Genomic DNA, 13856 nt, shown 5'->3' on the forward strand with positions numbered 1-13856 from the left:
TCTTACCTTAATTGAGTTTGGATTTAATAAGCTCAAATGCTTTTTCAGCTTGGTCTTTCTTGGGTAATTGAACAAAAAAAATATTACTGCTTTTTGATTCATGTGGTGCAATTCCTAACATTCCAGCAGTTGAAAGAAATCTAAAAAAATCGATACTTTCATTAGCGAATAATAAGAAATCAAATTCAAGATCGGCATTAAGAAAATTTATATTCAAATTTACAAAGACATGGTGTCCATCATCATAAATATTTAAGTTAGTATCGATCAAGTTAGGCTTGCCATAAGATTTATTCATAATATTTTCGAATTGAACATTTTCGATGAGTAAGCAGGGCACTTTAATTCCATTATAGTCAATCACAGAAAAACCTAATTTATGAACATTGGCTAGGAAATCTTCAAGGGAATTCAAGTTTTTATTCAAGTCTACACAACAACTTGAAAATTAATAAAATATAAATTAGATCATGGTTGCAAGCATAAGACTAGAGGTCGCGGGTCAGCAGATTTGGATAGATTTTGCGAGAAGTATCGCCTTTTGTGGATCCTCTGATTTGATTTCGTCACTATCGTATTTCTTGCTAAAATAGAGCAAATCAGCCAGTTTCCATTTGTCAATGGTTACCAGGGTAGTGCCATTTTTTTTTACGTTTGTAATATTAGTAGTCAATATTACCAATTTATCAACTACTGAGTTCTTTTTAGTGCTTTTAACAATCTTGTCAAAGTTCTTGTTCTTATCAGAATCGACTGCGATCGATATACCCACCTTTTTTCCCATTTGATCGTTATATATTGCATCTAAATAATCGGTATCGATCTGTTCATCATATTTTTTTACAGTTCCCAATTCATCAAAATAACTTATCAAATTTCTGACAGCCTCTTTTACATTCGATTCTACAATATCCTTATCAACTGATATTTTTCTCATTTTAATAAAATCTGAGATCGGTATTCCCATAATGCTTCCTCTCAAACGCAACCCGGGATAGACGTTTTTGATCGTTTCCTCTATTGATTGTTCGTCTATATTTGAAGAATTCTTCTTCAAAGACATTTCGAATGCATGATATAAGACATTTAAGATAGATCTTATATTCCGAAAGTCTGGAAATTCATCATAAATTATTTTTATTTTTGATGAGATATCTTTCCTTTCTGAGGATGAAAGTTCATTGTTAAAATGCAACACATATTGAAGAACAATGCTATTTATTTCATCGAAAGAATTGGATCCTGCCAAATCAATTTTATAATTTGCTTTTTCTAGACGATCGAAAAGTGATGGATTGATCTTGGAAATATCAGCGTACAAGGAAGGGGTAGTTACTATCATAAACAAGGCATACGGGACGTGAGAATTAATTAATCCCTTCAAATAATCCAATGAATTTAAGTTGGTGTCAAACTCATCGATCTGAAAAATAGTAATTTTTTTAAACAATTTATAGTTGATCATGGCCAAGTTGGTTAAGACCATTGTAAGATTTTCAAATGTTTTTAAATCGGAATAGTTTAATGTGCCTGTCTTGATAATTTCAGTAATTATATGTGTCTCTATTTTAGTAAAATCATTTGACATTAATTCAAATAAATGTTCGTAAGATATTCTCATTTTTCTTTCACCCATTTGTTCTATCTTGTCAGAAATTGAATTCCCATTGAGTGAATCAAAAAACCCGTATTTTACTATCTTCTTTACTAACTTTGGATTCTGTACATAACTATCTTTCAGGTAATCAATTAGCTTTACCTTTATGGAGTCATAGTATTCTTTTCCAAATCCGCTTACAATAGAATGAAAGAAATTATCGATTTCCCTGGGTTGAACTTGAGTTAGGTCGACGTATGAAATAATTGATTTATCATTGACTTCTGACAAAGTCCTCATATGCAACGTTAAATGTGTTTTACCTGATCCCACATCTTGGATTACAGAGATTATCTTGAAAAGATCTTCATTTAGAGGCTCCGTACTATTTAATTTCAGGTTCAATTCGTGCAAGCAATCCTTAATTGAATTTAACGCTGCAATGTGCCTTTTCCCCCCAAGAATATTGGCACTGGATAATGTGGGTGTTGGACTGCTAGGAAAAGGATTGACGGTTAGATTGTATGGTGCCATCAAATACATCTCACAAATCCATGTACTATTCCTCTTAACACAACTCCCTCATAGCCTCCAGACGATAACTCATATTTTTCTGGATACAATTCAATCAGTTCACTTACAAGGCTGTAAAATTCATTATTGGAAAGATCGCAGGATTCACACAACTCGTCTTTAACCGAAGAGAGTTCCACCCAACCAATTGAAGTTGAACGATTTCCTATTACTGTGTCAAAGTGTTCTTTAAATGTATCAATAGATATTTGATTATTATCATAATCAATGTTAGTGGGATCAACTTTTATATTATTTATTTTATCTTCGATTCTGTTAAAGGAATTCTTAACTTCTACTAATTCGCCATCAATTTTTTCTACATATTTAAATATGCTATCAGAGTAGTTGTTTAATTTCTTTTGAATACCTAAAATAGAATCGTATAGATATTTGAATTTTATATCTGATGAGAGTAAATGATCTAGGTAATAATCCTTTCCCCAGCAATAAACATACGTTCCTTTTTTAGATATGCATATTTTATCCTGTGCCGTTAGTTCATTCAAGGTATCCTCAAAATTATCCTCAGGATATTTTTTCTTTAATTCAGATTTCTTTACTCCTGCAGAACCAAAGGAATTAATATCATTATAGATCATATCTAAATCGGACATACTAGCAAAATAAAAAAACAAGATAAAAAAAAGATAGTCAATAAAAAATAATTATGCTGTAAAAAAAAATAAACAAATATAAGAATTAATACATCTGAGTGAGATCTATGGGAATGATGATACATTTGTCTGATAAAATAATGATGATAGCACTAGGGTATCTGACCTAAATTACAAATATTTGGACCGTTTGATACCGGATTTATTATATACATTAATAAATATTCTTTTGACAATAGTTCTACAGTTAAGTTGTTCAATAATGATAAAAGATATGAAGATACCGTCGGTATAGATGAAATAACTAAAAGAACTAATAGATTGCTAGATGAATTTAAGGAGAATTACATAAAGAACAATAAAAATGATTTTATTAATGATGCAATAACAAATATGGTTGTTTGTTGTAAAACATACGAAAAAATATTCGCAGGTTTCATAATTGTATCACAAAGAAATAACATGCCACAAGAATTAATTGAAGGATTTGTAAAATGGTCTACCGGTCAACTAGAAGACCTTAAGGAAAAAATTCAAGAAATAGATAAAAAAAGAGATATGCGATGATTATGGCGTTTATTTAAATTATTTGTACATCGAAGGAGTTAAATTCAGGATTAGAGTGTTTAATATTGAAAACTTGTGTCATTGAGTGGTCGAGTAGAATCTTCTGCGATTAAAGATTATATCGAGGTTTCAAAGCCGCGAATTGTAATTGTACTTGTCATTACAGCGGTCACCTCTATGCTTGCAGCGACTAGATTTGACGGTACACCAAACTCGGCTTGGGATATATCTGGATGGAAATTATTGTTTCTAATAATTAGTGGATCCCTTTCTTCAATGGGAGCAAGTGCAATTAATCAATTTTATGATAAGAATATTGACAATTTGATGGGAAGAACATCCAAAAGACCTATTCCATCAGGCAGATTGAGGGCAAATAACGTGTTGATATATGGCCTGGCCTTGTGTGTTATATCGGTTATCCTCGCATGGTTCACATTAAATCCGATGGCAACTTTTATGATAGGGTTGGGAATTTTTTTCTACGTAGTTATTTACACAATACTTCTTAAGAGAAGGAGTGTTTGGAATATCGTAATTGGAGGATTTGCAGGAAGTGCAGCTGCTATGGCAGGTTGGGCAACAACCACAAGTAGTATAGATGTTTTAGGATTTTTGGTAGGATGGATTGTGTTTATGTGGACACCACCTCATTTCTGGTGCTTGGCCATTAAACAAAGAGAAGAATATTCAAAAGCTAAAGTCCCCATGCTACCGGTTATTTATGGTAATCAAGTAACGGCTAAATATATTTTTATAAATTCTTTGATATTAATTCCCTATTCACTTTCATTGTATTTTTTTGGATTAGGAGTTTTATATTTAGGTGTAGCAGCGGTGTCTGGATCGCTAATGACCTTCTACCATTACAAACTTTTAAAGAATCCAACTCCAGAACTAGCATGGAAAGCATACAAGGTAACAGCACCTTATCTAGTAATAATTTTTGTTGCAATTGCCCTTGATTCGTTATGGTACTTTAGATTTTAGTAAGATTTGGATGCAAAGAGGGGAGCTCAACTATTTTTTTATTTTGTTAATTCAATTCTTTTCTTATCTTTTGTCAACCAACTTACCCTAATGAGACCGTAAATCTCCAGGTCCAACAATACTTTGTTAAATTCGTCTTCTAATATACTAACACCATCTTTAGACATAGAATTAAGTAAATCCTGATCGGTAGTGGTACCTAGCTGTTTAATCTTTTCAAATATAATATTTCTTATAGGATAATTCACATTATCAATTCTAACATGGAGCATATTATAGGTTTAGAAATAAAAAATATTTTTTACTATGTAATTAACCATAAAAGATCTTGTCTTGAAATTTTGGAATCGCGGTTGTCAATTTTTTTTCTATTGATGAATACCAGTTATGTATATCATTTGTAATTGATGGTTTGACAGTGTTAAGTGCCTCCTCGAAATCGACATTAAAGATCATATCCGAATTCTTGTGAATTGCATTGATTGCTGCAAATCTACAAAGGGCCACTAAATCTGCTCCACTAAATCCTTTGGTTAGCGACGATATCTTGTTCAAATCTACATCAGAAGATATAGGCATGGCAGATGTAATTTTTAATAAAATATCGTTCCGAGAAATCTCATCAGGCGGATTGACAAATATTATGAGATCAAACCTTCCTGGTCTCAGTAACGAAGTATCCAGGAGATCGGGTCTGCTAGTTATCCCGATTACTATAACCCCAAAATTACCAGAATCATCCATTTCAGACAAGATTTGTGATAAAACTCTTTCATTTCCAGAAACATCATCAGAGGTACGTGGTCGACCAAGAGAATCCAATTCATCGAAAACAACTATGCAAGGGGATGAGGATCGAGCTTTCCTAAATATTTCTCTTATGGCCTTTTCCGATTCTCCTACCCATTTTGATAACACTTCTGGCCCCCGAACAAAAATGATATTCATGGAACCTTCATTTGCAAAGGATTTAGCTAGTAGGGTCTTACCACATCCAGATGGACCAAATATTAATGCCCCTTTTGCTGGCTTTATTCCCATTTTCAAAAATTTTTCAGGAGATATGATAGGAGACAACAGGTTTTCCCTAAGCAGGCTTTTTTCCTTAACTAGACCCCCGACTTCATCCCAGGTTATATTCGTTGGTTCAACATAAAATTCCCTTAGCGCTGTTGGTATAATTTCCTTCATAGCGTTAATAAAATCCTGTTGATTAATTCTTATACTATTCAAAATTTCTGTAGGCACTTGATTTTGGTTTTCTAAATCAAAATCAGTTAGAGTTCTTCTTATAGATTTCATTGCAGCTTCTCTGGAGAGAGCCTTGATGTCTGCACCAGTATATCCATTCAATAATTTTGCCAAATCTCTTAATTGAATGTCTGAATCAAGCGGCATTTCATGAGTATGGATTTTTAAAATTTCAAATCTACCATCCACATTATGAATTCCTATTTCTATTTCACGATCAAATCGGCCAGGTCTTCTCAAAGCTGGATCCAGACTATCTGGTCTGTTTGTAGCACCCAAAACAACGACATTTCCTCGATCAGACATTCCATCCATTAAAGCTAATAATTGTGCTACTACTCTTTTTTCTACATCACCAAACGTATCTTCTCTTTTAGGTGCGATGGCATCAATTTCATCAATGAATATAATACTAGGAGCTGATTCTTTGGCTTTTTGAAATATCTCTCTTAGTTTGCTTTCTGTTTCACCATAATACTTGTTCACAATTTCAGGACCATTAATGATATAAAAATTTGCTTTTGACTCAGCTGCTAATGCTTTGGCAATGAGGGTCTTTCCACATCCCGGAGGACCAAAAAGGAGAATACCCTTATGTGGCTCTATCCCTATTTTTGAAAATACTTCAGGATGTCTGAGTGGTAGCTCTACTATTTCCCTCAAACGGGTGATTTGATTTTTCAAGCCACCAATTTGCTCATATGTAACGTGGTAACTGTCATGATAGAGTTTTTCTAAACCCGTTCTGATCACTATTTTGGTAAACTTGGTAATTTTTACCACTTCTCTAGGGAGAGTGCTATAGACTTTAAACTCCAACGAGGTCCCCAAAAAATTTAGGGTGAATTGTTCACCTTTGGTCACAGGATATCCTTCAAATCGGTTATTTAAATACAAGTTAAATTCATCTGAAAAATTCTTTGAAGTATTGCACGACAATACTACTCTTTCAGCAGGTTTAGGTTCAGCCTTTTTGACCAACACGTAGTCATTAAGGCTAATACCTGCATTTTGTCGAGTCTGACCATCAATATGAATACAACTGTTTTTTTTAGCCTTATCCTCAAAACCAAAAACAGAAACGGTTGTTATTTTCTTCCCAGCAATTTCTATTATATCACCGTCAGAAACCCCTAATTTCTCCATTGAAATGCGGTCGAGAATCGCTTTTTTCTTTCCTACATCCTTGATTCTACACTCGGCAACTTTCATCTTAATAGTTGTTGCTTTGTGGGAACCAGTGAGAGATTTATCTTTTCTTTTCAAATGAATCCAGATGCTAATTATTAGATATTATTTCATCTTTACAGATTGTCTGCTGATATTCATGACTTGGATTTCTCCAGCCCCGTCTATTTTTTTTATGGACTCTTCGAGTTTTTCCATTTCTCCTTCAGCATCATCTAATAAGAAATCACCCACTAGAGCATTTAAGCCAAATGCTATTGGCTCTTTGGCATGCGCCTTCAATTCCATGCCCTCAGGAACTTTTGATTTCAGAACATTAGCCAATGAATCCATATCAGTTTCTGAATCTGCTGGTAGAATTTTGATCCGTGCAACAAGTCTAGCCATTTTAATTATGGTCCCTCGAATCCACACCCTACACATTTATAGGGCCTGGCAAATTCTCTACAGCTCTGACATCTCCAGATAATAACATACCCGCAATTTGGACAATAAAATCTTACACATGCATCGTTAGGCATGATAGGTCTGTTACAAGAGGTACAAACAGGTAATTGTAACTGCTTTGACATGTTATCTAAAGGTCTGCAAACCGCATTTATATCTTGCTTAGATCCTGAACTATTTTACGATATTCATTACCCATGAGAGTACGCATCAAGTTTATAGTCATACGAGTATTCATGAAGCGTTTGAGAGCAAATGAATGAAAATCAAAATCCCCTGTAGAAGAGATCTTTTCCAGGGTGTTTTTTGATATATCAGAAAATATTTTGTCCAACGCTCTATTATCTAGCCGTTCAAGTATTCGCCTAAATAAGAGTAACTTATCAAACTCACTTCCAAATCTGGTCAACCAATCATTCTCATACTGGTCTAAAAACGAAGAATCACCATCATTCAATATAGATTTGGATATGGCACGGCCAGCATAAATTCCCCCCATTCCCCCTGTATAAATTCCTCCTGCAGTCGTAGGTTTGGTCTGTCCTGCAGCATCCCCTACAATAACGGTCTTACCGTTATAAAACGGCTTGACATATCCACTAATCCAAATGGGAGCATATATCTTTCTGACGATCGAATATGGTTTGCCTCGGATTTCCAGGAATCGTTCTATGGATAAATTTGGATTTATGTTCTTACCTGCCACACCTACTTTGCCCTTTCCTTCGCCAGTTGGGATAATCCAGGCAAAAAAGCCTGGATAAAGATCAGAATCAAAAATAACTTCTATGGTATCTTTCATTATCCACGGGGCATACACTTCAAACTGTCCCGATGGGATTATGTTCCTCCTGCCTTTATTTACTAGTGTCCCGACTCCACGCGCATCAACAAAAAAATTGCTACCAAATACTTTTCCCCCTTGGATCTTAACTTCGAATTGATTCTCTTCGAAACTAACGGAAATAATAGAACTCCTAGTGTTAATCTCAGCACCATTTTTCTGAGCTTGAAGTGCTATTTCCTTATCGAAAGATCTCCTATCTATCACTATAACCCTTTGATTTTCAGAATTTATGCCAAAAGAGCTATTTCGGGTCCGAATTACGGCGCTCTTTATTTCGTTATCTACGGTTTTTAATCTAGGGATTATCCCGAGACTTTCAAGTGCTTTTTGGCTGACAACCCCTCCGCAATGTTCTGGGGTTCCAATTTCGTGATCTTCTTCTAGAACTAGAACTTTAAGACCTCTAGACGACATTTCACGAGCCGCCAAAAGTCCAGAAACACTCCCACCCCCGACTATGGCATCATAATGGTCTGCTTTTAATGCTGAAGTCAAAATTAATGAATAATATTAATTGGACAATTATTTATTCTATAGAGCATTAATATCACAAAAAGATGATTAATCGATCTTAAAGTACAAGTTGTAATGTAAATTCAATAATCAACAGAATAGCAGCTGATCTATAAAAAACGGAAAAGGAAAACTTTCAGAATCTTATCATTATTATGCGACTTGAAGACACATTAAGTTAGTAGAAGCTAATAGATCATGTATAGAATGTATGACAAAAATAGATCAATCAGGATAGAAATAACTTATCGATTAATTGATTGCAGTTCAGTTATTTGATTTGTTGATCACTGCTTACACCCAAGAAAAAAATCTATACTCGGTTTAACTTGATCGAATGCAATCTGAAATAATATTGTAATGGTTTCCCGTCGATCCAAATCTATCAGACTCGTCATATTTTATCAATTGCGTAGAATGTCTATTCCAGGCATTTCATCTCCAGCTAAAAATCTAAGCGTCGCACCCCCTCCTGTAGAAACATGGGTTACTTCCTTTTCAGAAACCCCAGATATCTTCATGGCCTCCAGGGTATCTCCTCCCCCAATCAGGGTCTTTACCCCCCTCCAATATGCCAATGCCATACTTACAGCAACACTCTTAGTTCCGTTAGAAAATATTTCTTTTTCAAAGTACCCCATTGGGCCATTCCAAAAAATTGTGCCCAAGCCATTATTATGAATTTCAAAACTAAACTTTTGAATTGTCTTGTCTCCAATATCAAATCCTTTCATGTTTTTTGGAATATCCGCTTCAACAATATAGTATTGGCTACTATCATCAGAAGAAGCCACCTTATGGTCTATCGGCAGAATTATCTTATCGCTATAATCTCCTAAAGCCTTAGTAGCCCATGGTAAGTAGTCCTCTTCAATGAGAGAATCCCCAACAGAATAACCTTTTGCTTTAAGGAAGGTGTATGAGGCAGCACCTCCTATGAGTACTTTATTTGCTTTGGGTAAAAGATGGTTCAAAGCTCCAATTTTATCCTTGATTTTCACACCGCCGATTACCAACGTGAAGGGGACTGAAGGATTTTCTCTCAATAGTGATAAGTATTGTAATTCTTGGGTAAGGTTAAAACCAGCTATTCTAGTGTCGAAATACTGGGCAGTTCCATAAGTAGAAGAGTGTTTCCTATGGGATGTACTAAACGCATCGTTTACATAAATGTCAGCGTAATTAGCAAGTTTTTCAGAAAATGCAGGATCATTCTTTTCTTCTTCGGGGTAGAATCTCAAATTTTCAAGTAACAATACATCGCCATTTTTCATATCGTTTATAGTGTCAATAGTATCCCGACCTATACAATCATCTGAAAAAGTAACTCCAGCATTAAAGGAAGATAACATCTCACCCAGTTTTATTGATACAGGTCGTAAAGAATATCTCAAGTCCTTGCCAGAAGGTCTGTCTAGATGGGATGCAAGAATAACTTTGGCACCCCGTCTTACCAAATATTCTATAGTTGGAATTGCAGATCTTATTCGATAATCTTCACTAACAGCATTATCTTTAACCTTTACATTAAAATCAACACGAACAAATATTTTCTTGTTAAGATAAAACTGATCATCAAAATCTGTAATGAATTTTATCTGTCCCATAAAAGAGATAAAAATTATTGGTTATAAAATATTTGTTGTGAAATTTTATTATGTGGTAAATATGTGAATGGATAGGTTCAAAATATCATCAATTCCTTCAAAATAAAACAAGTTACCCGGCGATTACTTTTATTTTGCCGGTAATGTCTGTAAGTCATTTTTCATAAAGATGTATTAAAATCCTCAACCCTCTTCGTTCCTAACACACAAGTAACTATGTGGTGTATTATTTAACCGATAATACTAGTACCTAAGTTCAGAAAAACCTGTCATCATTGTCCTGAAATCCCGGTACGGAAAACATGATATAGAATATTAATGGTCTTTGAAGGAACTCATAATTGTAGAGAACCGGCTGAATCCCTTTCGATATAATCATAAAAAGGAGATTATTTACCTAAAGTGACCCGCGTCTCAAAGGCAACGCCAGTTATTATGAAAAAAGGACACAGTCAAAAAGGTTTTAACGGACAAAATTGCTATCATTATATCAAATTATTTAGTTCGTAAAGGCCCGACGAAATATGCATAATAGGCACTAGTGGATCAAATATTTAGCTATATAACAATGGGGGAAGGAAACCCCTTCATATAAGCACGTTAAGGATATAATAAATATAGTCAGTCTATTAGTTTTTTATTCTACCTATTTATAATAACGACACCAAGTGACACCAGTACTGTCATAATTACCCAAAATACATCTGTATATTAGACAAATCTGCTTATATAACAATAGTTCATCTATTCGTTCAGCATATGGGATGTAAGGCTTAAACGAACATCAAATATGTTTAGCACAACTTTCGATCTTTAGTATATCAGTAATGGTACAGCAATTTCTAAATAGAATATATTAATGATAATATTTTATATCTTTTCATCCAAATTTTACTAAAAATTATATAAAATATCTCAATAATAATGAGTTTCCATTTCAATGATCATTTATTTGGCAAAATTTAGATAGATATGGACCATCAGAGTCATATGGTCTATTTTATAAGTCTTTTAGTAATGGCGAATCAAAAATATTGTTGAATGATAAAAATACAGACTATAAATATGGTAATTAGATAATGTTGTATCCTGTTTTTGTTAGTACCATGCTGGATTTACCAGATTCTATCTATAAAACTTGAGTTAGCAAATGCGCTCAGTCGTCATCTGATTTAGGTTTGATCCTTCTTAATAGGAGTTATTTTAGTAATAGTCGGACATCCCACCTTACTAGAAGCTACTTTGAAAGCCTTTTTGGCTAATTCTAAGTTTTCTTTCGTAACATGTGCTTCATATATGGTCCTTCCTCGTTCAACCCGGGCGGCTAAGCCTGTGGCTTTACCGAATGCTCGTCTCATTCCCTCTTGGAGACGATCAGCACCTGCTGTAGCAATCATTTTATTTTCTCTTAAAATTACATGCGGATATACGCGTAGTCTCGAAAAAAAGCTCATGTCACCTGCTTGAGCCATCGTTTTATTACCTGCTAGCCTTGCAGCTTCAAGAGAGTTATGACGAATTTGAATTCGTTCTGTAACCGTTAATTCGACTAAATAATCATAATTACCTTTTGCTTGTCCAGATGCAAATCGAGCAATTTTAATTTGAGGTTTACCCTTAATATACTCACGCCTTACATATGGCATACCACGAATTTCTCTATAATTGACACCTTTCACAAATATTCCTCTCTTTAATAAATAAATGAGGCTGTTGGCTGTGATTTATTTGTTATGTCCTCAGAAAATAATGCTCGCAATGGCTTTACCGATTCCTCTCAAGTCGGTGGACCTATAGATTTAGATTCGGCGTCACTTACCACAGAAACTTTCAATGAGAAAACCAGTAATGAGGAAAACATTGATTCGAACTTCCTGATAGAGGCGTTTCATCATATGAAAGAAGGAAAAATAGTTGTTCCTGAGCCAAAACAGCAAGATCAACTGAGGAACAAGGGATTTGGAGAGGTCTTTAACAAAGAATACTTGTTAAATAGCCTAGAGAGTCTATATTTACTTCAAAATAATAAAATCAAAATTTACAAAAATAATACAGAGTATGATTTTTCTACTTTTTTGAAGACGATGATAAAAAAAGACAAAAAGATCTTGACAAAGTATTTGATTTTTAGAGATTTGAGAAGCAAAGGATATGTTATCAAAGAAGGATTTGGGTTTGGAACAGATTTTAGAATCTACGAGAGAGGAGAATACAATAAGAAAACCTCCAAATATGTTTCTATAGGATTAAATGAAGGGACTAACATAAAAGCTTCGGAATTTGCCGAAGTTATTGAAGAAGTAGAAAACATGGGCAAGTCTGTTGTTATTGCGGTTGTAGAGCGAAGGGGTGAAGTAATTTATTACAAGACTTCAAAGATGACATTTTTTGACAACAAGAAATCCAAGAAACAAGTTACCTGAGTCATGATCTAAACATATAATTCTCTCTTTAAAAATGATAGATACAGAGATGGCAAGGAAAAATGATTCAGACCAATCCACACAGGACATTTGCAATCAGATATTTGCAGTTGATAAAAACGTAAGGTTTGTTGGAATCGTAAATAGGGAAGGCGAAGTTATAGAAGGCGGATTCCGAAAGGGAATTGAGCCATTACTTGATCAGAATGAAGAACAGGATATGTATCTTCAGTCTATCTCAAATATCACCTTTTTTCAATCATTCTCAGAAAAATTCGGCCCAGTAGACTACCTATTGATTAAACAAAAGAAAATCACCATGATAACCATTCCCTATAAAGATGAGATATTATGTATATCAGCTTCTTCTCACTCTGAAATTGACAGAATTAGGGATGAATCTATCAAAATTGTTTCACCTTAAAGTAGAAGGTGTTTCAATAAACTATTAAATAAAGTATTATATCCATATACCTTTGACTTATATGGAAAAAGTAGTTTGCGAAATTTGTTTTTATAAAGGAAATAAAACGGAATTTGAGGAAAGCAGTGATTACTGCATCGAATGTGTGTGTGATCATGCCATGTGCCCAAAGTGCAAAAAACCATATCACGCAGCCATGATTACCGAGTAGCTAATTTACCAAATTTTATCATGGGGATAGACTTATAGAACATACTAATAAAATGCTAAATACAGACGTTACAAGACGATGATGAATATGATAGTCCCCCTATTACATTGAAATCATTTCAATTAAAATGAAGAGAATAAACCGGACTTCCGAGTTTTGTGACATTTTTTGTTACTAAATTGCCCAAAAAACAGAGGAAAATATTATCGTTTAATATTAGCATTTTTACGATGAGATGTATTTGCTTTAAATTAGTCGCGGAGAAAATAAGCAGATAATAGATTGAAAGAGACTTGCACCGAAAATCATCACAAAGTTTGTCAAACCCCGGTTATCAATTTAGATCTCTATGAGATAGAAAATTGTTAAATAACAAAATATAAGAAGTTTTGAACTATAGTTTATTACTTGTGAAATATTTAAATTACATGTCAAATTATTAAAATTATTATAGTTAATGTTGCAATATTTATATAGCCTAAAAACACAATTAAAAGTAGATAATTAATGTTCAATGAAGATTCTTGCAGAAGGTGTGGTCTGATCCTGACTGCAATGTGTAGATGTAATGATTGCTTAGAGACTTCTTCTTGGATTTGCA

The 13856-nt window shown here is 34.0% G+C and carries 14 protein-coding genes; 4 read left to right on the forward strand and 10 right to left on the reverse strand.

The window, feature by feature from the left end; all coding sequences use genetic code 11:
- Positions 1–7: 7 nt before the first annotated feature.
- The 3 genes from AAGU22_RS09000 to AAGU22_RS09010 all read right to left on the reverse strand — a co-directional run bounded on the left by AAGU22_RS09000 (position 8) and on the right by AAGU22_RS09010 (position 2787).
- Positions 8–427, reverse strand: coding sequence for a hypothetical protein (locus tag AAGU22_RS09000; protein ID WP_458718784.1), 420 nt, complete (start codon positions 425–427; stop codon positions 8–10).
- A 75-nt stretch (positions 428–502) separates the two neighbouring features.
- Positions 503–2131, reverse strand: coding sequence for a hypothetical protein (locus AAGU22_RS09005; RefSeq protein WP_458718785.1), 1629 nt, complete (start codon positions 2129–2131; stop codon positions 503–505).
- Entirely contained in the window at positions 2131–2787 is a 657-nt protein-coding gene (locus tag AAGU22_RS09010; protein WP_458718786.1) for a hypothetical protein, read from the reverse strand. Before AAGU22_RS09010 ends, AAGU22_RS09005 begins: the two co-directional genes overlap by 1 nt.
- A gap of 252 nt (positions 2788–3039) precedes the next feature.
- Between AAGU22_RS09010 and AAGU22_RS09015 the strand changes: the two genes are divergently transcribed.
- Positions 3040–3354: a hypothetical protein gene (locus tag AAGU22_RS09015; protein WP_458718787.1), complete on the forward strand. Its 315-nt coding sequence runs from the start codon at positions 3040–3042 to the stop codon at positions 3352–3354.
- 75 nt (positions 3355–3429) lie between these two features.
- Positions 3430–4344, forward strand: coding sequence for a heme o synthase (gene cyoE, locus AAGU22_RS09020; RefSeq protein WP_458718788.1), 915 nt, complete (start codon positions 3430–3432; stop codon positions 4342–4344).
- A 38-nt stretch (positions 4345–4382) separates the two neighbouring features.
- Here cyoE and AAGU22_RS09025 read toward each other — a convergent pair whose 3' ends face one another.
- The 7 genes from AAGU22_RS09025 to AAGU22_RS09055 form a co-directional block, all read right to left on the reverse strand.
- Complete coding sequence (locus tag AAGU22_RS09025) at positions 4383–4592, reverse strand: hypothetical protein (RefSeq protein ID WP_458718789.1); 210 nt, start codon at positions 4590–4592, stop codon at positions 4383–4385.
- A gap of 64 nt (positions 4593–4656) precedes the next feature.
- Positions 4657–6807 carry a CDC48 family AAA ATPase gene (locus AAGU22_RS09030; protein ID WP_458721766.1) on the reverse strand — a complete coding sequence of 717 codons (2151 nt, stop codon included), beginning with the start codon at positions 6805–6807 and terminating at the stop codon, positions 4657–4659.
- Positions 6808–6888: 81 nt separating this feature from the next.
- A complete protein-coding gene (locus AAGU22_RS09035) occupies positions 6889–7170 on the reverse strand; it encodes an elongation factor 1-beta (RefSeq protein ID WP_458718790.1) in 282 nt (93 codons plus the stop codon).
- 5 nt (positions 7171–7175) lie between these two features.
- Positions 7176–7355, reverse strand: a complete 180-nt coding sequence (locus AAGU22_RS09040) for a zinc finger domain-containing protein (RefSeq protein ID WP_134482821.1) — start codon at positions 7353–7355, stop codon at positions 7176–7178.
- 26 nt (positions 7356–7381) lie between these two features.
- Complete coding sequence (locus AAGU22_RS09045; protein WP_458718791.1) at positions 7382–8572, reverse strand: NAD(P)/FAD-dependent oxidoreductase; 1191 nt, start codon at positions 8570–8572, stop codon at positions 7382–7384.
- A gap of 422 nt (positions 8573–8994) precedes the next feature.
- A complete protein-coding gene (locus AAGU22_RS09050; protein ID WP_458718792.1) occupies positions 8995–10197 on the reverse strand; it encodes a phosphoglycerate kinase in 1203 nt (400 codons plus the stop codon).
- A 1172-nt stretch (positions 10198–11369) separates the two neighbouring features.
- Positions 11370–11876: a 50S ribosomal protein L16 gene (locus AAGU22_RS09055; protein WP_458718793.1), complete on the reverse strand. Its 507-nt coding sequence runs from the start codon at positions 11874–11876 to the stop codon at positions 11370–11372.
- A gap of 54 nt (positions 11877–11930) precedes the next feature.
- Between AAGU22_RS09055 and endA the strand changes: the two genes are divergently transcribed.
- Complete coding sequence (gene endA / locus AAGU22_RS09060) at positions 11931–12620, forward strand: tRNA-intron lyase (protein WP_458718794.1); 690 nt, start codon at positions 11931–11933, stop codon at positions 12618–12620.
- 34 nt (positions 12621–12654) lie between these two features.
- Positions 12655–13044: a DUF6659 family protein gene (locus AAGU22_RS09065; protein ID WP_458718795.1), complete on the forward strand. Its 390-nt coding sequence runs from the start codon at positions 12655–12657 to the stop codon at positions 13042–13044.
- Positions 13045–13856: the final 812 nt, after the last annotated feature.

The organism is Candidatus Nitrosocosmicus sp. R, from assembly GCF_054408505.1.